This is a genomic window from Spiroplasma endosymbiont of Thecophora atra (genome assembly GCF_964019735.1).
Lineage (GTDB): Bacteria > Bacillota_I > Bacilli_A > Mycoplasmatales > VBWQ01 > Spiroplasma_E > Spiroplasma_E ixodetis_A.
In genome coordinates, this window is record NZ_OZ026464.1 from 109,437 (window position 1) to 135,053 (window position 25,617).

General features: G+C 23.5%; 28 protein-coding genes. 18 read left to right on the forward strand and 10 right to left on the reverse strand.

Annotation, left to right across the window (positions count from 1 at the left end; translation table 4 throughout):
• Positions 1–73: 73 nt before the first annotated feature.
• The 6 genes from AACL05_RS00575 (at position 74) to AACL05_RS00600 (ending at position 3,322) form a co-directional block, all read left to right on the forward strand.
• Positions 74–313 (forward strand): hypothetical protein, encoded by a 240-nt coding sequence (locus AACL05_RS00575; RefSeq protein ID WP_338986069.1) that lies wholly within the window; start codon positions 74–76, stop codon positions 311–313.
• A 153-nt stretch (positions 314–466) separates the two neighbouring features.
• Positions 467–697 (forward strand): hypothetical protein, encoded by a 231-nt coding sequence (locus tag AACL05_RS00580; RefSeq protein ID WP_338961725.1) that lies wholly within the window; start codon positions 467–469, stop codon positions 695–697.
• A 90-nt stretch (positions 698–787) separates the two neighbouring features.
• Positions 788–931, forward strand: a complete 144-nt coding sequence (locus AACL05_RS00585) for a hypothetical protein (protein WP_338986070.1) — start codon at positions 788–790, stop codon at positions 929–931.
• A gap of 345 nt (positions 932–1,276) precedes the next feature.
• A complete protein-coding gene (locus AACL05_RS00590; protein WP_338986071.1) occupies positions 1,277–2,611 on the forward strand; it encodes a hypothetical protein in 1,335 nt (444 codons plus the stop codon).
• Between the two features lie 90 nt (positions 2,612–2,701).
• Positions 2,702–2,824 (forward strand): hypothetical protein, encoded by a 123-nt coding sequence (locus tag AACL05_RS00595; RefSeq protein ID WP_338961726.1) that lies wholly within the window; start codon positions 2,702–2,704, stop codon positions 2,822–2,824.
• A 111-nt stretch (positions 2,825–2,935) separates the two neighbouring features.
• A complete protein-coding gene (locus AACL05_RS00600; RefSeq protein WP_338961728.1) occupies positions 2,936–3,322 on the forward strand; it encodes a hypothetical protein in 387 nt (128 codons plus the stop codon).
• Positions 3,323–3,404: 82 nt separating this feature from the next.
• On the opposite strand, the gene AACL05_RS00605 is transcribed toward AACL05_RS00600, so the two are convergent.
• The 5 genes from AACL05_RS00605 to AACL05_RS00625 form a co-directional block, all read right to left on the reverse strand.
• Positions 3,405–3,608: a hypothetical protein gene (locus tag AACL05_RS00605; protein ID WP_338961729.1), complete on the reverse strand. Its 204-nt coding sequence runs from the start codon at positions 3,606–3,608 to the stop codon at positions 3,405–3,407.
• Between the two features lie 141 nt (positions 3,609–3,749).
• A complete protein-coding gene (locus tag AACL05_RS00610; protein WP_338961730.1) occupies positions 3,750–4,664 on the reverse strand; it encodes an ABC transporter permease subunit in 915 nt (304 codons plus the stop codon).
• Positions 4,665–4,756: 92 nt separating this feature from the next.
• A complete protein-coding gene (locus AACL05_RS00615) occupies positions 4,757–5,869 on the reverse strand; it encodes an ABC transporter permease subunit (protein WP_338961732.1) in 1,113 nt (370 codons plus the stop codon).
• A 3-nt stretch (positions 5,870–5,872) separates the two neighbouring features.
• Positions 5,873–7,567, reverse strand: a complete 1,695-nt coding sequence (locus tag AACL05_RS00620) for an ATP-binding cassette domain-containing protein (protein WP_338961733.1) — start codon at positions 7,565–7,567, stop codon at positions 5,873–5,875.
• A 2-nt stretch (positions 7,568–7,569) separates the two neighbouring features.
• Positions 7,570–8,688, reverse strand: a complete 1,119-nt coding sequence (locus AACL05_RS00625; RefSeq protein WP_338961734.1) for a hypothetical protein — start codon at positions 8,686–8,688, stop codon at positions 7,570–7,572.
• Positions 8,689–9,208: 520 nt separating this feature from the next.
• Here AACL05_RS00625 and AACL05_RS00630 point away from each other — a divergent pair.
• Positions 9,209–9,370, forward strand: a complete 162-nt coding sequence (locus AACL05_RS00630; RefSeq protein ID WP_338961736.1) for a hypothetical protein — start codon at positions 9,209–9,211, stop codon at positions 9,368–9,370.
• 873 nt (positions 9,371–10,243) lie between these two features.
• Here the strand turns inward: AACL05_RS00630 and AACL05_RS00635 are convergent.
• The 3 genes from AACL05_RS00635 to AACL05_RS00645 all read right to left on the reverse strand — a co-directional run bounded on the left by AACL05_RS00635 (position 10,244) and on the right by AACL05_RS00645 (position 12,487).
• The gene (locus AACL05_RS00635) at positions 10,244–10,849 is read right to left on the reverse strand and encodes a hypothetical protein (protein WP_338961737.1); all 606 of its coding nucleotides are present in this window, start codon (positions 10,847–10,849) and stop codon (positions 10,244–10,246) included.
• 101 nt (positions 10,850–10,950) lie between these two features.
• Positions 10,951–11,148, reverse strand: a complete 198-nt coding sequence (locus AACL05_RS00640; protein WP_338961738.1) for a hypothetical protein — start codon at positions 11,146–11,148, stop codon at positions 10,951–10,953.
• 190 nt (positions 11,149–11,338) lie between these two features.
• Positions 11,339–12,487, reverse strand: a complete 1,149-nt coding sequence (locus AACL05_RS00645; protein WP_338986072.1) for an Mbov_0401 family ICE element transposase-like protein — start codon at positions 12,485–12,487, stop codon at positions 11,339–11,341.
• 637 nt (positions 12,488–13,124) lie between these two features.
• Between AACL05_RS00645 and AACL05_RS00650 the strand changes: the two genes are divergently transcribed.
• The 5 genes from AACL05_RS00650 (at position 13,125) to AACL05_RS00670 (ending at position 19,459) form a co-directional block, all read left to right on the forward strand.
• Positions 13,125–13,520, forward strand: coding sequence for a terminase small subunit (locus AACL05_RS00650; protein WP_338986074.1), 396 nt, complete (start codon positions 13,125–13,127; stop codon positions 13,518–13,520).
• A gap of 138 nt (positions 13,521–13,658) precedes the next feature.
• Positions 13,659–14,867 carry a phage terminase large subunit gene (locus AACL05_RS00655; protein ID WP_338986075.1) on the forward strand — a complete coding sequence of 403 codons (1,209 nt, stop codon included), beginning with the start codon at positions 13,659–13,661 and terminating at the stop codon, positions 14,865–14,867.
• 3 nt (positions 14,868–14,870) lie between these two features.
• Positions 14,871–16,184 carry a hypothetical protein gene (locus AACL05_RS00660; RefSeq protein WP_338961744.1) on the forward strand — a complete coding sequence of 438 codons (1,314 nt, stop codon included), beginning with the start codon at positions 14,871–14,873 and terminating at the stop codon, positions 16,182–16,184.
• Positions 16,153–19,023 carry a hypothetical protein gene (locus AACL05_RS00665; RefSeq protein ID WP_338986076.1) on the forward strand — a complete coding sequence of 957 codons (2,871 nt, stop codon included), beginning with the start codon at positions 16,153–16,155 and terminating at the stop codon, positions 19,021–19,023. Before AACL05_RS00660 ends, AACL05_RS00665 begins: the two co-directional genes overlap by 32 nt.
• Positions 19,024–19,039: 16 nt before the next feature.
• The gene (locus AACL05_RS00670) at positions 19,040–19,459 is read left to right on the forward strand and encodes a hypothetical protein (protein WP_338986078.1); all 420 of its coding nucleotides are present in this window, start codon (positions 19,040–19,042) and stop codon (positions 19,457–19,459) included.
• On the opposite strand, the gene AACL05_RS00675 is transcribed toward AACL05_RS00670, so the two are convergent.
• Positions 19,456–20,406 carry an IS30 family transposase gene (locus AACL05_RS00675; protein WP_338960236.1) on the reverse strand — a complete coding sequence of 317 codons (951 nt, stop codon included), beginning with the start codon at positions 20,404–20,406 and terminating at the stop codon, positions 19,456–19,458. The genes AACL05_RS00670 and AACL05_RS00675 overlap by 4 nt on opposite strands.
• A gap of 40 nt (positions 20,407–20,446) precedes the next feature.
• Between AACL05_RS00675 and AACL05_RS00680 the strand changes: the two genes are divergently transcribed.
• The 6 genes from AACL05_RS00680 (at position 20,447) to AACL05_RS00705 (ending at position 24,752) form a co-directional block, all read left to right on the forward strand.
• Positions 20,447–20,617: a hypothetical protein gene (locus AACL05_RS00680; RefSeq protein WP_338986080.1), complete on the forward strand. Its 171-nt coding sequence runs from the start codon at positions 20,447–20,449 to the stop codon at positions 20,615–20,617.
• Positions 20,618–20,621: 4 nt separating this feature from the next.
• Positions 20,622–20,837 carry a hypothetical protein gene (locus tag AACL05_RS00685; protein ID WP_338961748.1) on the forward strand — a complete coding sequence of 72 codons (216 nt, stop codon included), beginning with the start codon at positions 20,622–20,624 and terminating at the stop codon, positions 20,835–20,837.
• A 2-nt stretch (positions 20,838–20,839) separates the two neighbouring features.
• Entirely contained in the window at positions 20,840–22,030 is a 1,191-nt protein-coding gene (locus tag AACL05_RS00690) for a hypothetical protein (protein WP_338961749.1), read from the forward strand.
• Between the two features lie 16 nt (positions 22,031–22,046).
• Positions 22,047–22,826, forward strand: coding sequence for a hypothetical protein (locus AACL05_RS00695; RefSeq protein WP_338961750.1), 780 nt, complete (start codon positions 22,047–22,049; stop codon positions 22,824–22,826).
• Positions 22,810–24,402 (forward strand): hypothetical protein, encoded by a 1,593-nt coding sequence (locus AACL05_RS00700; RefSeq protein ID WP_338986081.1) that lies wholly within the window; start codon positions 22,810–22,812, stop codon positions 24,400–24,402. The genes AACL05_RS00695 and AACL05_RS00700 overlap by 17 nt, the downstream gene beginning before the upstream one ends.
• A 143-nt stretch (positions 24,403–24,545) precedes the next feature.
• Positions 24,546–24,752: a hypothetical protein gene (locus tag AACL05_RS00705; RefSeq protein WP_338961753.1), complete on the forward strand. Its 207-nt coding sequence runs from the start codon at positions 24,546–24,548 to the stop codon at positions 24,750–24,752.
• 36 nt (positions 24,753–24,788) lie between these two features.
• Here AACL05_RS00705 and AACL05_RS00710 read toward each other — a convergent pair whose 3' ends face one another.
• Positions 24,789–25,616 (reverse strand): hypothetical protein, encoded by an 828-nt coding sequence (locus tag AACL05_RS00710; protein WP_338961755.1) that lies wholly within the window; start codon positions 25,614–25,616, stop codon positions 24,789–24,791.
• Position 25,617 lies beyond the last annotated feature (1 nt).

The following is a 25,617-nucleotide window of genomic DNA, read 5'->3' on the forward strand; positions in this document are numbered from 1 at the left end:
AATTTTTTGCAATTTTATTTACTTGCACTTACAAGTATAACTCAGCAATACATATAAACCACACTTCACAAAAATGCAAATACAAGCACTCACAAGCGAACAAATACCACACTTCACAAAAGAACAAATACCAAGTTTTACAACAAAACAAATAAAAAATTTTACATGAAAACAACCATTTACAGCAGAGCAAATACCACACTTCACAAAAGAACAAATAGCAGCAATACCACCAATTCAAATTTCATGATTTCATGATGATCAAATCCAAGCACTCACAATAAAACAAATACCAGTATTAACATCACAATAAATTAAATGATTTTACTATGAACAAATCCAAGTTTTTACAAAAGAACAAATTCAATCATTTACAATAGAACAAATATCAAAATTTACAATAGAACAAATACAAGCACTCACAAAAGAACAAATACCCGCATTCACAACACATCAAATTAAAGCAATGACTGAATGACAAATTAGTTTATTTACAAAAAAACAAATACCCTGATTTACAGCAGAACAAATAGCAGCGTTTCCAAATTTAGGAATACCGGCATTCACAATAGAACAAATACAAGCACTAACACAAGAACAAATACAATCATTTGCACCAGAACAAATACCAAAATTTGAACCAGAACAAATAGAAAAATTTACAAGCGAACAAATAGCAGCATTTTTATCTGAATAAATAGCAACATTCACAATCGAACAAATTACTTGATTCACCATTGAACAAATAGAAGCACTAACAATTCAACAAATACCACACTTCACAAAAATGCAAATACAAGCACTCACAAGCGAACAAATACCACACTTCACAAAAGAACAAATACCAAGTTTTACAACAAAACAAATAAAAAATTTTACATGAAAACAACCATTTACAGCAGAGCAAATACCACACTTCACAAAAATGTAAATACAAGCACTCACAAGCGAACAAATACCAGTATTAACATCACAATAAATTAAATGATTTTACTATGAACAAATCCAAGTTTTTACAAAAGAACAAATTCAATCATTTACAATAGAACAAATATCAAAATTTACAATAGAACAAATACAAGCACTCACAAAAGAACAAATACCCGCATTTACAGTCTCACAAATACAATCTTTTACAGAAAATCAAATAGCGTCATTTAAAACTTCACAAACTATTATCTTAACATCAAGACAAATCCAATCTTTCACAACACAACAAATCCAATGATTTACAAATTCACAAATTTATTATTTAAAAATCTCACAAGTACAAGCTTTGACAACCAAACAAATAAGTTCACTTAACTACAATAAAATTAGAATGTTTACATCACAATGAACTAAGAAATTCAAAGTTTCACAAATCCAAGCTTTCACAACACAACAAATCCAAGTACTCAATGAAAAACAAATTTCTACTTTTACACCGATTCAAATACAAATGTTTAAAACAAAACAAATCCAAGTTTTTACAAAAGAACAAATTCAATCATTTACAATAGAACAAATATCAAAATTTACAATTGAACAAATACAAGCACTCACAAAAGAACAAATACCCGCATTTACAGTCTCACAAATACAATCTTTTACAGAAAATCAAATAGCGTCATTTAAAACTTCACAAACTATTATCTTAACATCAAGACAAATCCAATCTTTCACAACACAACAAATCCAATGATTTACAAATTCACAAATTTATTATTTAAAAATCTCACAAGTACAAGCTTTGACAACCAAACAAATAAGTTCACTTAACTACAATAAAATTAGAATGTTTACATCACAATGAACTAAGAAATTCAAAGTTTCACAAATCCAAGCTTTCACAACACAACAAATCCAAGTACTCAATGAAAAACAAATTTCTACTTTTACACCGATTCAAATACAAATGTTTAAAACAAAACAAATCCAAGTTTTTACAAAAGAACAAATTCAATCATTTACAATAGAACAAATATCAAAATTTACAATTGAACAAATACAAGCACTCACAAAAGAACAAATACCCGCATTTACAGTCTCACAAATACAATCTTTTACAGAAAATCAAATAGCGTCATTTAAAACTTCACAAACTATTATCTTAACATCAAGACAAATCCAATCTTTCACAACACAACAAATCCAATGATTTACAAATTCACAAATTTATTATTTAAAAATCTCACAAGTACAAGCTTTGACAACCAAACAAATAAGTTCACTTAACTACAATAAAATTAGAATGTTTACATCACAATGAACTAAGAAATTCAAAGTTTCACAAATCCAAGCTTTCACAACACAACAAATTCAATGAATTGATTATGAACAAATACCAGAATTTACCAAAGAACAAATACAAATATTTACAAATCAACAAATACAGGCACTAACACCAAAGCAAATACCCTCATTGACTATTTTACAAATTAGTTGATTTACAATTGAACAAATACAAGCACTAACACCAAGACAAAATAGAGTATTTACAGAAAAACAAATACAAGCACTAACACAAGAACAAATACAATCATTTGCACCAGAACAAATACCAAAATTTGAACCAGAACAAATAGAAAAATTTACAAGCGAACAAATAGCAGCATTTTTATCTGAATAAATAGCAACATTCACAATCGAACAAATTACTTGATTCACCATTGAACAAATAGAAGCACTAACAATTCAACAAATACCACACTTCACAAAAATGCAAATACAATCATTTACCAAAAAACAAATACAAGTTTTTACAGAAAAACAAATTCAATCCTTTACCAAAGAACAAATACCAGCATTTACAATTGAACAAATACCATATTTCACAACATAACAAATCTCAGCACTAATTATTTCAAAAAAAATATATGCACTTACAATTGAACAAATACAAGCACTCACAATTGAACAAATACAAGCACTAACATCAGAACAAATAGAAGGATTGACAAGAGAACAAATTAGTTGACTTACAAATCAACAAATAGAAGCACTCACAAAAGAACAAATACCCGCATTAAGTCCAAGAAAAATGGGAGCATTAAGTCTAGAAAAAAGAAAAATATTAAAATTATTAATTAATAAATACCAAAATCAAGAACAAAAAAGCAAATCTAAAAAAGATTTAACAAAAAAAATTTACCAACAAGAAGCAGAAAAAAAAGAAAGTATTAGCAGTACAAATCAAGAATATAAAGAATCTATATTATTAGAAAATATAAAACCATTAAATTCACACATTAAATGATCAAAATCTTTGCATGAAGAAATAACAAAATATGAAAACCAAGATCTTAATATAACAACTAATCAATTTATTAATAAATACTAGTATTTAACAATCTTTCTTTTTTAAAAATTATTATACAAATTATAAAAAATATTTTCTTAAAAAATAAATGTTTTAATCTAATTTACATTACTATACACTTATTTTTTTTAGATTTAAAACTTATTTCTTCATCATCATTAATTTTTTGATAGTTAATATTAGAAATTTTATTAATTATTTTCTTCTCATTATTTTTAAATGTTTTTATTTTTTTAATATTTTTTTCTAAACTCTCATTGTTCTGTTCAGCCAATTTCTCAAAACTGTCATTTAAGTTTTTTACCATAATTTAAATTTCCCCTTTTTTCATTGTTTAATAAATTTATTATACACAATAAAAATAAAAACTTAATTTATTAAAAAACATTTAAAACATTTATATTTATTAAACTTGATAAAGGTTTTAAAATATTGCTAGCATATAATTTTATTGTCATTTTCTACCTGCTTTAACATAAGGTTGCGCTCAACTTTTTACCAATTCTGTATTAGGACGAAAAATCATTAATGATACTAATGCTATTAAATATGGAAACATACCTCATAATCAACTTGGAATATTATTACTAATAACTATAAATGTTTGTGAAGCATTTATATACTGATATAAAAAAGAAAAAATAAAACAAATAATAGAAGTTAAAAAAAATCTACTGTGTGCCATCATTCATAAAGCAATTGCCAAAAAACCAATACCAGCAAAATTATTACTATAAATAAAAGTACTTGGAAGTACATAAACAAATAAAGCACCTGAAAAACAAGCTAAAGAACTAGAAAATAGCGAAATATAAAATCGAGAACGACGAACATGAATATAATTTAAAGCTACTGCGGTTGGATTTTCACTAATTCCTCTAATGTATAATCCAAGCTTAGTCAAAAATAAAATAGCTGCAAAAATATAAATTGCTAAAAAGGTTACCAAAATTGCAATTCAAGAAAATTGATAAATATAAATACTTGCTAATGAATAATTTATTTCTCCAGTAAATGTTAATGGTAAAATTACTGCTAATCCATAACCAAAGTAATTAATAACCATTGATACTAAAAATTGATTAGTTCTAAACAATAAGGTTGCTAAACTATGAATTAAGCCAAATACAATTCCAATGATAATAGTGATAAAAAATGCCAAAATTGCAACTCCAACACCCAAATTATTTTTTAATTGTGAAACAATTATACAATATGTGGCAGCACCAGTACACATAATACCATCAAAACCAAAATTAACAATTCCTGCTCTAGTATTTAAAATTCCACCTGTACATAACAACAATAATGGACAAGCAAATAATAATGTATTAACTAAAATTGTTGAAAATGAGAGTAACATAATTATTTTTTTATCCTTTTCCTTTTAAATATTTTATTTTTTTTAAAAATTTTTGAAGATTTTGATTCAACATTAACAATTTTAACATTTTGTTATTCATCCTTAATTAATTCTTTTTTTCATATTAACTTCTTTTTTAGTCTTATTAAATATTCTTTAATAGCAATAGAATGAGTTAAGTAATGCCAAATAAAAGAATAAATACCAATAATGTAAATGGTTATTGATAATACTATTATTGCAATTTCTAGATTTTTCAAATACATAAAAGCATTATTTTCAATAGGACTAATAAATAAACTCATAAAAAATGATGAAAATAAAATAACTCCTGGCGTATATCCTGCTAAAGCAGCTACTACTATCCCATAAAATCCTTCTTGAATTGGAGCAGAAAGCGAAGGTAAATTATTATTAACTCCTAAAAAATAAAGATAACCAGCAATTCCTGCTATCGCTCCTGAAATTGGTAAAATTATTAAACCCTGATATTGGGGATTTAATCTGGCATATTTTGCAGCAACGGGGTTTTTAGCAATTGCATTTAATTTAAAACCAAGAGTGCGATTATTAAAAATAATAATTGCGATTAATAAGGCAATAATAGCAATAATAATACCAGCAGAAAATAAATTACTAATGCTAAAAGGTCCACTAATTAATGAAAATCTAAGATTAGTAATTTGTGTTGGAATTTTTAAGTTATGATAAACATTACTGGCTATTAAACCTTTATATCCTTCTCAAGCAATAAAATTAAATAAAATAGTGCTAATAATTTCATGAATTTTAAAATAAGTTTTTAAAATTGCAATAATTAAACCAGCTAAAGCACCAATTAAAACTGCAATTAATAAAAGAAAAGGAGTAATTCATTGACTATAACCACCACTTTTAAAAATAGCTACTGCCAATACATATGTTATCATAGCACTAAATAACATTTGACCACTAACTCCAAAGTTATAAATACGATACTTAAAAGTAATAGCTACTGCTAATCCTGTTAATATTAATACACTATATGTTTCAATTAAATTACTAAAACTTACTAAATTAGTTAAAGGATTAATAAAAATAGTTTTCCAAAATGATAATGGATTAACTTGTAAACATAACATTAATAAACTAACAAAAAATAGAGTTATTAGTAATAATAATGCACCCACTAATCAAAAATTTCATTTTTTAATATTTTCCAACATCTTTTAACCCAACCTTGACCTAATATTTTCCATTTTTTTATTAATTCAACTAGTAATTTTGACAAATGGTCTTTTCAAATAATTAATTGTTCTAATTATTTTTTTCTTTTTCAAACTTCACTTTGTTTGTGGCAATTGATACATTTTATCAGTTTTAACAATTATTTCATTTGTAATAGGATAATCATTCCATAGTGCTGGATTGTTCATTATTTCAACTTTAACATTTTTATTTTCCAATTTACAAACAAATTGTTTGTGATAAATAACTGCTACTCGTTGACACAATAATTGTAATAAGTACGGATCAGTATCAATAATTAAAATACTTGAACCACTTTCGGGTAACTCTATTATCTTTTTAATAATTAATAACGAAGAATTTTCATCTAAATCAGAAAATGGATTAGATAAAATTAATAATTGTGGTTGCTCTTCAATACTTCTTGCTAATACAAATTTCTGCATTTCTCCTTTTGATAATTTATTAATTTTAATAAAAATATTATTATCGTTAAATATTTGATATTTTTTAATAATTTCTCGTACCTTTTTATTAACAACGGCTGTTTTGACAACTCCGGATTTAGTTACATATTTTTCTTTATTATAATTTCAAAAGGTAAAATTTTCAAATAAAGTGGCATCAGGAATTATAGCAGTATTACTATAATGTCCAGATATTCAATCAATTCCTAAATTACTAATTTCTTGCGGTTTAAAATAAGTTACTTCTTGTTCTTGAAAAAAAATGCGTCCTGTTTGCGTTTTAATCATACGTACTATACTTTCAAGTAAAACCTCGCTATAAAGGTTTTCATAATCATAAATACCATATATTTCACCAGGGCGAATTGCAAATTCAATTTTATGAAAATTTGAAATATTGGGTTTATTCAAAGAAAGATTATCAATATAAAGCATTGGTACTGAATTTATCGATTTTGGTTTTTTATAATTAAAAATCTTACCTCAATAATTAGTTGTAAACAATTTAGTATTTTCTTCTAATTTCATTACTTTTGTTTTACCAATATTTAAGTTTTCAATTCAAGATACTCGGTTAGCAACCATTTTAGCAAATTCTTCATCTCTAGTTGTGAAAAGGACCGTTATTTCTTCATTACGAAATGTTTTAAAAATCATTCAAAACTCTACTTTTTGACTATCAGATAAACCAACAGTTGGTTCATCTAACAACAATATTTTAGGTTCTTTGAATAAAGCACGAAGTAAAGATAATTTTTTTAATTCTTCAATCGCAAGTGTTGATACTCTCTTATTTAAATTAAGCTTAATTTTATATTTTTCCATTAAATTATTAATTTTAAATTCAGCTTCTTTTCAATTAGGAAAAATTTTAGCAATAGTTGGTTCATTACCAAGTATAATATTTTGTTTAACAGTAAGATTGTCTAAGAAAAAATCATCTTGACCAGCATAAGCCATTCTAAAATAAAGCATTTCACTAGGATCACGAGGAAAATAATATCCTTTTCTTAAACTATTAATAACAATTTTTCCTTTAGAAGGTTGTTCAAAACCAGCAAGCATTCTAATTAATGTTGATTTACCAACGCTATTATTACCAACAATGGCATGAATTTCTTGTGTTATTTCTAAATTAACATTTTCAAATATAACACGAGTATCATAATATTTACTAATTTTTTGTAACTTCAATATTGTTTTTTCCATAATTATATATCTCCATACTGATTAGTAAAATCAATGTTATTAACACCATAAGTTTGGATTTTACTTTCTGAAGCACTAGGTATAATTTTAAAATTAGGATTAATCTCTTCTTTAAATGTTTCATCAATAATTTCCAAATCAGGCATAAAACCAAAAGCTAAATAATTAATATTATCATAAACATAGTCATTATTATTAATAATATTCGATCCAACAAAACTAATAGTTTTACTATAGGTTGGACGTGAAGATATTAACCTAGCAGTATAGGCAATAATACTGTTATATCAATAATTAGTATTAATAATAAAATTAACACCATGTGTCTCATATAATGATTGGGCAATCTGACCAACACCGGCAACACTATCAGCACTATAAATATTACTTGTTACAAAACTATCATGATGATTAGCATAAATAATTTTATATGTAATTTTGGGATTATCAATACCATTAATTATCTCAGCAAATTGATTCAAAATAGTTTGATCATAATCAATGCCAATATTATTAATAATACCAATTCTAACTATCAATTTACCGTTGTCATCAACATCAAAGTTATATTTTTTATTTATTATTCCATCCTGAACATTTTCAACAAAATATTCAGCAATTTTACTGCCATAATTTAAATGGCTACTAGTTACGTTATCAATATTATATCTAATATCATAAATATTATTAGTGACTTTAACCGTATCAGCAATAATATTATTAAAAAAATAAAATTTAACATTCTGAAATTGTTGTAATACTCTAATTAAGTTTTTAGTAGAATAACTACTAGTTTCACTATGATGTGGAATATACTTTTGAAAACTAGGATTTAAAATATAAACTTTTTTGATATTATATGTAGATAAAAAGTTTCTCAACATTAATGCATAATAATTATCATCTTGAGAACTAAACAATGTTACTACATGATCTTTACCATAAAAAGTTTGTAACTTTTGATAAACAAGTCGGTCATAAATGTTTTGATTTTGTGCTTGTTGATAACTTGTTATTAATAAAACTGTTGGTTGTAAATTTCAAGTACAAGCATAAATACTACTACTAATAGTAGTTATTGTTGGCAAAATTATAGTGAATAATAGAAAACGTCGAAACATAAAAACCACCTACTAATAATACTTATTTATAATTATACAAGAAATTTTAGTTTAATATCAAACAATCAATTTATTGCAAATTAATTAAACAGTTTATTAAAAAAATAATAAAGAATATAAATAAAAAGGATTTATGACAATTAATTTTATTAATAGTAATATTTGGTTTGTTATTATTTTCAAAGTTATTTTCTTTTGTTATTTCTAAAATGTAATGATGAGGAATTTTAATTTTATTTTTAGTCCCATTTACGTTCTTATTTATATCTTTTGCTAGATCATTTATTTGAAACTCTAATTTTTCAATGATTTTAAAAAACAAAAAAATAAATCATTTACTATTAACTTTAACTTATTTATATAAATTTTACATACTTTAAATTTATTTTTAATAAAAACTTAATTAATTGTAAAATACATAAAATTTGATAATATACAATTGTTATATAGTATATATAAATTTTAACCAATTACTTTTATAGGAAAGTAAATGGATTTTTTGTTAAAAGGAGGCATTAAAATGGCAGACAAAAATAAATCAGAAATATTTCAAAAAATAATAGCACAGCAAGACATTAAAGATATTTTAAACCAATCAAATTCTACATTTAAAAATAAAAAAGGAAGAAAAAAAGAAAGACATGGTGGCTTAACATTTAAATTCAGTAAAAAATGATACTAATAATCAATTAACAGATGTAATAATTAATGATAACCCATCAAAAAGTCATATAGAAAATTCAGAGACAGTTTCTATTATTTCAACAGATAGTGAAAATATACAAGAAACAAATAATGATATATGAACAGTATGAACAAAATTCAAAAATTATGTATCACCAGCATCAACTTCAATTTCAAATACAGAAGAAATATCACAAACACAATCAATAATTCAAAAACTAACAAAAGAAAATCAGCAACTTAAAAGTAAAATCGAGTCATTAAAACAAGAAAAAGAAAACAATATTAACTTCGACAATTTTAAATATAATGCTGTAACAATTTTAGATGAATATAAAGATATTTTATTTTGAAAAAATCAGCTTCAAGATCAAAAAAAAGAAAAACAAGAACTTGAACAACAACAAGAAAATATAAAAAAAGAAATTTTAAAAAAAAGAAAACTAATTGAAGAAAATGAAAAACTAAAAAATAATAGTCTAAAAGAAAATAAAAATATTACAAGAGAACAAATTAGAAGACAAAGTATTTGAGAAGAAGAAATATACAAAAAAGAAAAACAATTAGAACACCAATTACCATCAATGTGATTAAACCAAGGATTGCCCGTTTCTGAGACAGTCGGATTAAATAAAGATATTGAAAATAAAAGGGAGCGTACCGATGTTGTCAATAATATTCAAATTTGTCTTAAAATTATAAAGTTAAACGAGAATAATTTTGACTTCAATATGCAATTGTATGTTAATCTTAACACTTACTAAATATTAGTCAACAATAATACTTACCTTTATAACTGAAAAATTCTTATTAAAGTAAACTTTAATAAGTTTTATTATATTTTTAGTTATTTTTGAATTTAGATTTTAATTTATAATAATTGTATGGCTGTATTTATTTGATAGCATTTAAAATTAACCATTTTTGTATACATATCAATGTTATACGTTCTATCACCAATCATTTTTTTTAAAATTTGTTTAATATTAGTTTCAGTAAAACAACCAATATTTTCAATTAGTGCTTGGTTTAATACACCATCTTTTGAATTAATAAAATAACCAACTTTTAATTTTTTATATTGCAAATTTAATGATTGTAAAAAATCAATTAATTCATAATATTGACCTTTTTCAAATAAAGTTATTGCATTTTGATAGTGTAATTTAGCAATTTGATTTTTTCTTCTTCCAGCCATTATGCCAAGAAATAAAACATGAAAAGCATGAAATTTATCTAAAATAAATTTAGCATTTAAAATTTCAGCAGTTTTTCTAATTCATTTTGTGCTATCTCCACAAACTACTAAATTTGCTTGGTCAAAATTTTCAAAAAATAAATTACCATATTTTTCAATTAATTTTGCAGTTTTTTCAGAACCAATTTCTGTTTTTGATACTCTTATTTGACATGCTGCTCTTTTATTAATTAATTTTCTATTTTTCTTTTTACCAGTACAAAATACTATTAATCTCATAGAACATTTTTTACAATTTTTAGTATTGTGTTTTTCATTAAACTTAAATTTTCGATGTCCATCATCAATATTTATATATAATGTTTGATTTGGTTGTAATACTATTTTAGGAATATTAGCTTTTGGTAATTCAAATTTTTATATGTTCTGCAAACTGTACTATTACTTATTAAACCTTCAATAAAAGTATCACAAACATCACGATACTTTTTATCATCAGCAAAATATTTTAAAATTTGTTTAATAACATTTGGTGCAAGTTTACTATATTTTTTAACACCAAGATAGTTATCTAACAATGGGACGAATAAATATAACGGATAGATTTTCTAACTTCAAACAATAAAACTAGCAAATCTAAATATTTGTTAATTAAATTATATCATAAATTTTAAAAATGTTAAAAAATATAATTATGATTTTCTAACTTAAATAACACAAAAATACTAATCTTAAAATTAGAATTAAAAAATATTAAATTGTATTATTTTAAGCACTATTAATATAATTTCTACTATTTAAATAATTGGCTCTAGCCATTAACATATTAATTAACGTTGGATAAGCATATATTTTTGCACCTTTTGTTTGAGATTTAACTAAATATTGAATATCACTTTCAGCACTACAGCCAATATTTCAATCAGCAGGTTGATTAATAATACCTTCTTTATTATTTTCAAAAATCCTTAAAGTTTCTTTATTTACTTTTGTTTCAATTAAAAATGCTATTAATTCATCATATTGACCATTACAAAAATATTTTCAAGACTTTAAAAAGTTTTTTAAATTTTCTGGATTAACTTTATTTTTTCTTTTATCAGGTTTATATGCAGTTCATAAATAATAAAAAGCATGATATTTATCTAATACATAATAAGCACCTAAATATTTTGCTAAATTATATATTCATCCAGCACCATCTCCAGAAACTACTAATTTAGCATTTTCAAATTCATAATATTTTTTTAATCCATTTCAAGTAAAATCAACTGTTGGATTTGCTTGTAAATAATCTTCTTTAGGACTATATTTATAATCACCCATAAAAGTATAAATTTTATTTGATAACTTATTTCTATTTTTATCTATTTGTTTTTTACCAGTATTGTAACTAATACTACGAATTTTTTGCATTTCTCTTTTATGATTTTTATTTCAAACAGGAACATAACAATCATCAGCATTAATATAAATAAATTCACTATTTTTAACTTTAAATTTTTGTTCTGGTAATTTTTCTTGCACTTTTGCATTTTTATGAATTTTACTAATTGTTACTTTTGAAACATAAGTGTATTTTAAAATATCTTGTATATCTTGATAATGTTTCTTTCTTCCAATATATGATATTATTTCTTCTTTTAATCAACTAATAATTTTTGCTCTTTTTTCAATATTAAACTCTTCATAAACTGGATAATAATATTTTTTCTTTAATTTATCTCAATAAACTCTTTGATTAAAAATCATTTTACCAAATTCAAAAATAATACTACGATTACATTTTTTAGCAACTTTATATCTATCTTTATCTCTATTTTGAAAAAAATATTCATCAAAAGCATGGATTTTATTAACATGATTTGTTATAATTCTATTAATTTCATATTCAAGATTATTTTTATAATTAAACATTTTTTAACACCTTTCTATTTATTTTTTTATCCTAACTATTTTAACAAATTTGTTAAAATATTGTTGAAAAATGTTTGGTTTTAGAGTATAATATTTAAAGAACGATTGAAATAACTAGCAAATCTATTGCAACGTTTAAAGATAACTTTTATTAGTTATCTTTTCTTTTTTAATAAAATAATGTACAATAAAGAAAAATATAAATAGAAAAGGAAAATAAAAATGATTGAGCAATGATTAGCAGATGTAATAGTACTTTCAGTAATGTTTGGAATAGTATTTTTGGTGTTAATTACATGTAAAGGACATGATTTATGCCATAGAGAAAAAAAATGGGTATATTTTTTATGTTTATATCTTTGAATTTTTTTGGTTTATTTTGAGCATATAAAATATATAAAAAAGACCATCCTAATTTTAAATTCTGATTAACTGTAAAAAATAAATTTAGAAGAAAAAATAAAAAAATAGCAGTATAATGCTATTTTTTGTTATAATTATATTATAAAAATTAAAAAAATAAATATATGAATAATTAATAAAGTTAATAAGTTATTTTTGGTAGTTTAACTTAAAGATTATATTAATTATATCATAAATTTTTGTGTTTTTAAAGCATATGAAAGGAGATTTTTATGTGCAAGAAGAAAAAATAAAAATAAGAACAATTTTTAATGATGCTAAAGTTTTAAGGGTAGCATTAGAAGAATACTTTAAACATTGTAAACAAACTGAAGAAGTACCTACTAAAATTGGTATGTTAGTTTATTTAGATATTACAGAAAATACTCTTTATAGTTGAAAACAAAAAAAGAGAAATACTTTTTTACAACAAATTAATTGAGCATATTTACAAATACGCCATATTAATACACAAAGATATTTAAAAGCAAATGCAAATAATACTGCATGATATTTAGAAAGAGCATTTGTGAAAGAATATCATTTATCTACAAAAATTGATATAAAAAGTAATGATAATACAGCCCCTATAGCAATTAGTTTAGAAAATAAAGGTAAGAATAAATGTTAAGTAATTTTGGTTATTTATTAGATATTGCTAAAAGAATGTATTTAAAACAACCATTAAATATTACTAAAATTAAACAATTAGGTAGTCTTAAATCAGGTAAAAACATTTAGTGATATTGAATTTCTTGGTATTTTATTAATGTTAGATAATATTAATATTCATGCTTATTTAATTCGTAATATGTCAAAACAATTAAATGATAGTTGACAAGAATTAAAACAAATTATTAGAGCAACATATCCTAGTATTAATTTTATTATTAGTGAAACTAAAAAAACTATTGAATTTAATGGTAGTAAAATAACTTGTAAATATTTACATTCACAAGATAATAGTAATGTTAAATTAACTGGATTAGCAAGTAATTATTTATATGATTATGTAATTATATGAAGTGATGAAAGATATGAAATTACTGAAAATGATTATCAAGATTTAAAAGATGCAATAAGAGGTGCAAATCAATTATTAGAAATTGAAAGTTGTAATCCTTGAAGTATTTTAAATGAATTTATTAAAAAAACTATAAATGCTTGTCCTCAAAATGAAAAACAAATTATTAATGAATTTGAACAATTTACTATTATTGATAATACTATTTATCATTATCAAAATTGAAAATTAAATACTCATTTAAAAGATAGTGATAAACAACAATTATTAGAAATAGAACTTCTAGACCCAATATCTGCAAGAGTAAGAAGTCATGGTTTAGTTGGTTATGAATCTGGTGGAATATATTCACATTTAATTCATAAGATTAGTAGATTATTACAACCAAGTTATAGATTTAGTGCTGGATTAGATTATGGGTTTAAAGATGATGCTTTAGCATGTTTATTAATAGGTTTTGATTATAATTTTAAATTTGTTAATGTTATTGATTGTTTAAAAATAGAAAATAAATTAATTCGTTATGATAATAAACAATTAGCAATATTAGTAGTTGAATTTTATATTAAATTAGCAAAAGAAAATAATTTGTTATATGAATATGGTTTAACTGTATATTGTGATTTTAGTAATTATACATTTATTGAAATGTTAAATGATACAGCAATTAAATATCAAGTTAACTCATGACTATATTTTAAAGATTGTGTGAAATTAAGACTTGAGTTTAGAATAGGTAAGAATGTGGCTTTAATGGCATCAGAACGCTTAAATATTAGTATGAATGCACAAGCATTATTAGATGAATTTAGATTGGCTGTATGAGACCCTAAAAGTATTAAACAAATACCATTAGCGGGTAATGACCATTTAAGAAATGCTTTTGATTATGCTATAGAACCATATATTAGAAATTTAAGTGCAAATATAAATCCTTATTTTGAAAGGAAATAACATATGAATAATCATAATACTGAAATATTAACTCCTAATTGATGTATGATAAATCTTCAAGAAATTATAGCAAATCATGCAAGTAAATTATTATGGGGTAATGGTTATACTTTAACAAGTGAAGATGATAATTATAAAAGAGCAATTGAAAAATTAAAAGAATGAAATAATTTTGATAGTTTATTTTATCAAGATTGTCATATTAAATCTGGTTATGGTTATAGTATTGTTCAAATTGATAAAAGTAAAACTGGTAGAATATCATTAAATTTTGCTCAACCATATGCTCAATCAAGAGTGGCAAGAGTACTAGAAACTGAATATAGTGCATCAACATGGTCAAGAGTACAATATGATGACCAAAGTATTTATGTTAAAACAACATATACTCCAAATCAAATTATTAGATATTTTACTAGTGATTATGTTACTTTAGATGGATTACAAGAAAAAATAAGTAAAGATTTACAATTACCTTTAATAGAAAATCATAATTTAGGTATTATTCCAGTTAAATTTATGCAAAATTTACCTAAAAAGAATTTCTTTGGTGGAGTTATTGGTGATTATTATCCAGATATGACTGCTTGTAAAGGATTACAAAAATTATTAAATCATACGTTTCAAATTATTTGAAAAGAACTTAAATATAATCGTACAAGAGTGTTTGCTGATATTACTCAACAAGAAATAAATCAAACTACAACTGCAATTGATATGAATGAATTATTTGGTGATTTTGTATTACAAGCAAATTTAAGAAGTCCGGGAAGTACTAGTGGAACACCACCAATTGCAATAATACAAGGAAATCCAGTATTAGATAAATACTCTTCATTTATACAATTTATTATTGATAAAGCATTTGAGGGTAGTGGATATAGCCCAGTAAATGATACTACAAGTCAAAAAACTGAAGCAGAAGTATTAATTACTAATAGTAGAGATATGGAAACTACAAGAATTAAAAGAACTTTAAATCAAAGTGATTGAAATGAAATATTTCAAAGATGTTTTATATTAATGGGCTTAGATGGTGATAAATCTAAATGAACATTTGAAATTAAAGAAAATACTATTATAGATAGATTAAAATCATTAGAAATTAATGAGAGAAAATTAGCATTAGATTTAACTAATAGAAAACGTATTCTTGTGCAAGAAGAAGGTGTTAGTGAAGAAGAAGCAATGAACATTCTTGAAGAAAATAGAAGAATGAGAAAAGAAGAAATTGATTTTGATAATAAATTAGTAAAAGATATTGATGGAGAAATTAAAAATGGGAATGATACCGAAAATAAATCATCAATTAATTAAAACAGTTTGAAAATCAACTGGTGAAATTGAAAAAGATTTTACACAAAATAAAGATTTACAATTTCGTGTATGTCCTTTTACTATTATTTTAGGTGCTATAAATTCAACAGAAACTGGTTATAAACCACCAACTAGTATTCCTAATGATTATACTTCATTTAGTAAAATCTTTACTGGAAGAGAAGCAATACAAGCAGTATGAGACCATTCTTATTATCCTATTCAAAATAAAGATAATCCAGATGAAGCATATAAACAATTACAAGTTGGTGATGTATTTTATGGGAATATATTATCAGACCAATTAGGTATTACTTATTCACCAACACCACCAAATAATGCTTTTATTCAAGAACAAGCAATTAAAAATGTAGTTATTAATATTCCAAATGAACCAAAGAATTTTGATTTTATTAATAATATTGTTTCAAATTTATATAAGTTATATATGATTCCAGAAATTAATAAAGTTATAAATAATGATAAATCAATTAAAGTTGATAGACAATGATATATTCTTGAAGTTGCTAGTAAAACATATAATAATGAAAATAAAGAATTGGCTTATATTCAATGTACTTTTAGTTCATTAAATGATAAATTAGCACATAGTGGATTAGCAATTAATCAATATGTACAATTAGGCGCACCTGCTGACCCAGTAGCATTACCAGCATTAGATGAAAATAATAATATTATTTTAGATTCAAATTATTTAACTCTATTACCAGTTACTCATTGTCAAATATCTTTTTATGGTTCAGTAGAACCTATTTCAATAGCATTATGAGGTAGAGAGATTGATAATAATCCTGAAAATACTAAACAACATAAATATAGACAATATACAAGTAAATTATTATTTCCATGAGAATATCAATGTAGTACATATGACCCAGTAAGTTTTCAAGCATTACCAGAAACAAATTATGTATTAACTGTTCAAGGACAATCAGTTTTAGATAGTTATCAAGATTGACAAAAAGTAATTGCTCCAAATTATGATGATGGTGCAACAAAACATTATGAAGGTCATTTAAGAACTAATGTTGAAAAAACTAAAAATACTAATAAATTAGATGTTTCTAATAGATTAGTAAATTATTGAGATAATAATTTTTTAAATGGTGCTGAAATAGAAGATTATAATTATGCAACTGCTGGTAATCCATATTTTCAATATTATAATAAAAATAATAAAAAATTTATTGGTAATACTCATTATAATATGAATAATAATAAATTTAAGCAATTAAATACTATAAATGCATTACATTATTTTATTTATAATCCTATTAGTGAAATACCATTAACAGTTAGAGAAACTATTAAAATTAATCTTAATACTATTCCAGTATTTGGTTCATTTATGAATGCTTTTGTTGGTGGTTTAGATATTGGTGCTAAATTATCAAGTAATTTATTAATACCTCAATTTCCTTATATAAATGGTTTAATATCTGCTGAATTATATAATTTTTATACAACATTATTATATAGTTCACAAAGTACTAATCCAGCATTAATTCCATTCGATGTATTTAGAAATGATACTCCAGATGCTATTCAATCTGTTGCTGGAACAGCAAGTCATATGACATCATTTACATTTAATTTAACTGATAGTTTATCAATGTCAAAATTTAATATTAATGATAATACTAGTTCTACTGGTTATAATCTTACAACTGATAATTTAGTTCAATTAGATAAAACTGATAAAACACAAATATATTTATTACCACCAGATAATGATATTAATCCTTTATTAAAAGAATCAGATTTTACTAATAAAAATATATTAAAATGAGCAATTGATATGATTGATATTAAAGTTGTAGGTAAAAGTAATTTTAAAATCACATTTTATAGTATGCCAGATAATAGAAGTGGTGCTGTTAATGATAATTTTAGTATTTGAAGTGGTACTTATCAAACCGTTGGTAAAGCAAGTAATAATAGTAGATTAATTCAAAATACATTTATTTTAGCAAATAATACTTTTAAATTTGACCAACCATTTAATTATCCACAAGCAATACAACCACCACCATTAATAGAAAGAGCGCATCCTATATTTATTGATTTAAGTAATCAAAGTCAATATGGGATTACAAATAGTATTATTAGTACTACTCAAACAGATATTCATCAAAGTAGATATCAAATGAGACCGCATATTTTAGAAGATGTTAAAGGTAAATTTCATAATAGTATTGGTATTTATGTAAATCAATATGGTTATGATAATGTTGATAAATTTAAAGAAGATTATGAAAGTATAACATTTAATTTTAATTTTAATATGAATGCGTTATATGAAACTTATGATGGTGAAACTACAAAAAGTTGAACTAATTCTAAAAATTGATTTACACCTATTAAAATAAATTTAAATGATATTGGTAATTTACCAGATGACCAAAATGATACTGCTCTTTTCCAAGATAAGGATATTATTTATAATAATAATTCTGGAAATCATAATGATAGTAATAATAATTGAACATTTAATGTTAATAATAAAGAAGATTATAGTCAAATTGCTTCTTTAACAAATGCAGAAAGATTAAATAATATATATATTAATGATTTATTATGAACAAATGATAATCCAAGTAGTGGTCACACAATATCTTCATCAACATGATTTAAAATAATGACTTTTAAAACAAAAGCATATGAAAGTCAAGAAGATAATTTAATTGTTATTGAATATCAATTTATAACTACGTTTTCAGCAATACCTCCACAAAGACCACCTTCATATGAAAAAACTAACGCTAATTGAAACTTACAGACTACATCATTAGTAATTAATCCAAAAAGTTCAACTTAGAAAGGTGGTGGTAATTATGTTAAATGAAAATATAGAAAAGGAAGGTAATAATATGGAAGAAAAAGAAAAAGATGAAGAACAAGAAAATGAATCAAAAGAACCAAAAAGTGAATCAAAACCCGAAGATAATGAATCAAAACAAGTAGAAAGTGAATCAAAAGAGAAAGAAGCTGAAGAATCTAAAGAACCAACTTTAGAAGATAAATATAAAGAATTAGAAGAAAAATATAATGCTTTATATAAAGAAAAAACTGATAAAGATAGAGAAATTAGACATTCAGAAAGTTATAAAAAATATGATTTATCACAAGAAAATATTAATTTATTAAAAAGATATCTTGGAGATAAAGAAGATATTGATAAAGAATTATCATTATTAAATAAAGATTTTCCACATTTATTTAATAAGCTAAATTGTAAAGGTAAGTGCAACTAAATTATTTTTCTATCCAAATATTCGATTGGTGAAAGATAATTTAGTATTTTTCTTGGTCTTTGGTTTAAAGACAATATAAATTTATGAACTTCATTTTTATTAGTTTTTGAAAAAATAAATTTTTTAGGAAATTTTTCTCTAATTAAACCATTAGTATTTTCATTAGTACCTCTTTGTCAAGGTGAATATGGATTGGCAAAATAAATTTTTATATCTAAATTTTTTTCAAGTTGTTGTCAATTTGAAAATTCTTTGCCACGATCAAAAGTAATAGTTTTAACAATGTTTTTAGGAAGAATTGATAAATAATAACTAACATTTTTATTAATAACTTTAGTAGTTCTGTTTTTAACTAATATTGCTAAAGTAAATCGTGATACTCTTTCAACTAAAGTTATTAAACATGATTTGCTTTTACCTCGTGATGATACTATAGTATCTCCTTCTCAATGACCAAGTGTTATACGATCATTAACATTTATATCTCGTTCTTTAATTGATTTACCATTAAACTTGCCACGATTTTCTTTAGATTTTCGTTTTTTACCTTTTCTTCTTAAATTTTTACTAGTAACTTTATCAAGCATTCCAAAATAAATTCAAGTATAAATTGTTTTAAAACTAATAACTCACTCTTTATGAAAATTTTTAATTCTGCCATAAATTTGTTCAGGTGATCAACCTAATAGTAATTTTTGTTGTACATATTTTACTAAATTCTTATTTTTAAACTTATGAAAACTAATATGTGATTGTTTTCGATTTTCAGCTTTATTTTGTGCAATTAATGAAAAATAATGATTATTATCTTTATTTCTATTAATTTCTCGAATAATAGTACTAATACTTCGATTAAGATTTTTAGCTATTTCACTAATTTTAAATTTAAATTTCAATTGATTCTCAATATAAATCCTTTCATCTATGCCAAGATGTTTATAACTCATATAAAAACTCCTTACTTTTTTCTAAACTAAATTTAGCATTATGAAATTTTTATATGAGAATTTTTTGCAATTTTATTTACTTGCACTTACAAGTATAACTCAGCATAAAAATAAAGATACAAATATTAGTAATTCTTTAGATGTAAAAGATAAATTTAAAGAAAATAAAGAAGATGAAGTAGATACTAGAAAAATAGGAATGGTAGGTTAAAAATATGACAAAAATTGAATTTAATGAAAAATATGAAAATCTTCAAAGTGATTATTTTGATATTTTTAATATTACTAGAACTACTAAAGTGGAATTACCAGAAGATTATAATATTGAAAAAATTATTAATGAATATAAAGCCAGTAATATTGATTTAGAAAAATTAATTAATTTTCAAAAAGAAATATTAAATGATTTAAAACAAATTAAAGGAGAATAAAAATGGCAATTATTACAACACAATCAACAACAATTAATGACCCAAGTAATCCAACTGGTAAATTAGATTTATCAGTAAAATATATTAAAAATTTAAAAGTTTTATTATCAAAAAGAGTAGCATTAATTAATGCAACAGTAGAAAATAGAGAACAATTAGATGCTGGTACTGCTATTTATAATATTACGAAAAGAAATCCTACTGAAGATTATACAGCAGGTGCTGGTGCCAATATTCTAACAGCAGTGAATACAGTTCAAATTCTTTTAAATAAAAAGAAAGAAATTAATTTTGAAGAAGAAACATTAGATTTAAAGTTATTAGGTGCAAGATATGAGGATGGTAATGTTCTTGTATCAGATAGTTTAGCATCAAGTTGAATTGATGCAAAAGCAAAATCAGTAGAAATATATTTAGTAGCAAAATTATTAGCATTAGCAGTTAAAACAGCCAAAGATAATGGAATTATTAATATTGCATTACCAAGTAATCCAAAAATAGATGATTATAGAATGCTTTTATGATTAAAAATATCAAATACATTAGCAACATTAAAAGCAAGAATTACTGATGAATATATTGGTACAGATGAAGAAGATTATGTATTATGAGTATCTAGTTTTTTTAAACCATTAGTATTATTATCAACAACTACATTAGGTAGTGATAGTGCTTCACAAGCATTAAAAGATGGTAAAATTGTAGAAATTGGTGGTATTAAAATTATAGAATGTCCTTGATTAGGAAGAAATTATCCTGCTGGAGTTATTGATAAACAAGAATCATTTAATTTTTTAGGATGTGATGCTGTATTAGTTCATAAAGAATCAATAGCATTTCCATTTAATCGTGGTCAAGATAATACTTTTGTTTTACAAACAAATGGTAATGTTAAGAATTTTCATAAGTTTTTAGTTTCAGAAGGTAAAGCATTACGTCCAGATTTAGTTAAAGGATTTACAGTTACTTCAAGTATAGATATTGCCACAGCAATTGAATTTACTAATTTAGGAAAAATAACTATGGCTGGTGATACTCCAACTGCAGATGAAGTAGAAAAAGCAGTTATTACTAAAAATCCTAATTATCAAAAAGGTAATGCTAATTTTTTAAATTTAACAGCAACAAGTGCAAATGTTGAAGGTAAAACTTTATATGATGGTTCTTTACAAGTAACTTTTACAAAGAAGTAATAAAGAAGTAATTTAAATGCCTATTATATTATTATTAAGAATGATATTAGAAACTGCTGTTAGTGATATACAAACTGCTGAATTAATAGAAAAATTTAAAAAAAGTAATTCATTATTTAATAGTTTTTTAAAAAATCCAGCAGGAATATTAAAAAATCAATTAATGTCAAAAGTATTAGGACAAGGTAAATCTCAAAAAGAATTAGCTGAATTTCAACAAGTTTTACAAAAATTAACAAATTTACCAGTAATTCATAAAAAAATAATGACACATATTACTAATAATAATATTGCTAAATTACAACATATTCAAAAACAATATTTAAATGGTAAGTCATTAATGGATAAAGGTAAAGAAATAATAATGAATTCTTTAACACAAGAAGATTATGACAGTATGATTGGAGTTTATGTAAATCTTTCTAGTAGTGCATTAGCAGGTGGTATATGAACTCCCGTAGTACAAGCACAATCTGGTACGTATGGTATTGCTACATTAACATATAGAACAAATTTAAGTAAATCATATGATTATTTTAATGTTTCAAGAGAAACTTGAATTGATATGTGTAAATCTATGGGTGCTTATGGTACGGGTGCTAATAGTGTTTTTATTAGAGAGTATTTAGGTGGAGTTAATAAAACTAGAAAAGAAATGAATTCTACTGTTAGAAAAAATGTTAGTCAATTAAATAGAGCAGTAACTAAACCTAATAAATCAGTTATTAGTACGGTTAATAAATCACAAGCAGTACAAGGATATGGAAGGTATAAAGATTATGGAAAACAAAAATAATATTGATTGAAATGTAAATTTAAATTATATTACAAAAGATGATTTAAAAACTATATATGGTTTTATACCAGATGCAGACCAAACTACTACTGATAATACTAAAACTGATTTTACTATTATGGCAATTGCTATTTCAAGTGAAAGAATTAATACTATTACTGGTAATCAAATTGAAGTAATAGGATTTAAAAATCTTAATGAAACTCAACAACAATTAGTTAAAAGAGCAACAGCAAGAATGACTATATATTATTTAACTGATGGAATGGCATTTATAAGAAGTTCAGTATCTATTAGTGGTAATGGTTTATCAAGTAGTATTAGTCCACCAAGTGAACCAGATTATGTATTAATGGAAGTATATAATTTATTACAACAAGCAAATTTACATACTCCAAGAAAAGCAATTAATAATCCTATTTCATGTAATACAGATAATTTTAATACACCTAGTATATTTGATGAAAGTGATACAAGAGTTATTACTTGAGATTCTGGTAATAAAACATTTTTACAAAAAATGGGATTAATTGAAGGTACTGGTATTACTATTCAAGATGTTAGTGATACTATACCTAAATTAAAATTTAATGTTGATAGTAATATTGATTCATTATGAGAAGTTGATAAAGATAATCCTAATTTTATAAAGTCAAAAGATTATAAAGGTATTGATGTTAATGGAAAAAGAATTATTGATGTTGGTACCCCTACATTTTTAAGTGATGCTACAACTAAAGAATATGTTGATAGTAAAATTCCAGATTTAACTAACTATTATAATAAACAAGAAACTAATCAATTATTAGATAAAAAACAAGATAAATTAACTGTTGGTTCAAATATTAATATTGATGAAACTAATACCATTAGTGCAAATTTAACTAATTATTATAATAAATCAGAAAATGATAAAAAATTAGAAGATAAAGTGGATATAGATAAATTTTCATATGCTTTTACTATTAATGCTCTTAGTACTGAAAATCCTAATTTAGAAACTACTAATAAAACTATTGTTGGTGGTATTAATGAGTTAAAAGAAAAAATAAAAGATAAAAAATTTTCAAATGATTATTTTAAATATAATACTGAAACAAATGAAGTTTCATTAAATGATGAAGAAAATTCATTACTTTGTAAGGATTTATTAGAAAATAATGAATATCAAATATTAAAAACTCAAAATAAAAAATTATTACAAGCAATTAATGAAATATTAGAAAAACAACCACAACCAACTCCAAGTGGTTCAAATTGAAAAGAAGTAGGAGAAATTATAACAGATAAAAATAATAATAATCAAAATTATATAAAATATATATTTAAAGATAAAACACATTATAGAATATATATAAGTTATGGGGATTATACACGTCAAGAAAATAATAAAAATTATAGTTGACAAATAATTAATTTTTATTATCAATTAGATACAAGCGTTGTAAAAAGTAGTTTATGAATAGCAAATAATAATAATAACCAACAAACTGAAATTAATGTTTATAACAATAGAATAATGTGGGGTATGGGTAGAGATTATATTTTTAAAAAATTAGAAGAATTACAGGAATAAGATTATGATTTTTAAAATTATAAAAATTATTTTAGGTTTAATTGGAGTGTTATTATCTTCGGCTGTTGCTGGTTTAATTATATTTATTATAGTAAAAATTGTATTAAAAATTAATTAAATATTTTAGAAAGGTGGTGATTAATATGGATACTACAGCAATTATTATAGTTGCTAATTTATGTATTAATGGAGGTTATGTTTTAATTAAATTAGGAAAAGCATTAGTTGCATTTGGTAAATCTTTAACAGACCCTAATAAAAAAGCACTTAAAAAACAAAATAAAATTAATAAATTACAAAGTAAATTAAATTCTATTAATAAACAACCAGAAATAAAAAGTATTTATTAATAGTAAAAAATGCCTATTAAAGGCATTTTTATTTATTTATAAACTCATATGATTATAATCTCAATTTAATGAAGCATTATCATAATTTAATGGTACTTCACTCATATTATCACTACCATAATATTGACTTGCAGTTTCACTATTAATAGTAAATCTATTATCATTAATTAATCTTGTAGTTTCATTATTAAATGGTGTTTCTTGCATTTCTGTATTATTATGATTTGTATCAATTGGTAATAAATTATGAATAATTTCACTTGCACCAGCAACTATTGTAGGAACTGCATAAGCATTATTAAAATCATTATTAATACCCATAGCAACACCACTACTAATCAAACAACCACCAGTAGCCATATTTGCTATTTTACGTATAGTTTCAAATTTACTTGGTATTAATTCAGTAATTCCAGCAACTAAATTTGCAATACCATATGAGTTAAGACTAATAAATGTATCTCAATCCATTAAATGATTATCATTATTATTAGTAGTACTTAATAATAAATCTGGTGGAAAAGGGTCAACAGTAGTAGTTATTGGACTTTCTGTTGGATTAGGATTAATTGAAGAGTTAGTAAATTTAGCATAATTAACTATTCCAATTGTTCCTAATCCTAATGCTATTTTTTTACTTGAATTTAATAGTTTACTTTTTAAACTTGGCATTTGATTTAAATTTCATATATCAATACCTAATTTTTTGCTAAATAATAATGAATTAATACTACCTAATATTGGATTACCTATAAGTTGACCATAATAAGCACTTGTACCAATCATTGCACAAATTGGACTTATTCCAGTTCTTATTAATTTTAATAAAGTATAATTTGATTGTGAATTTTCTGTATTTGGCATT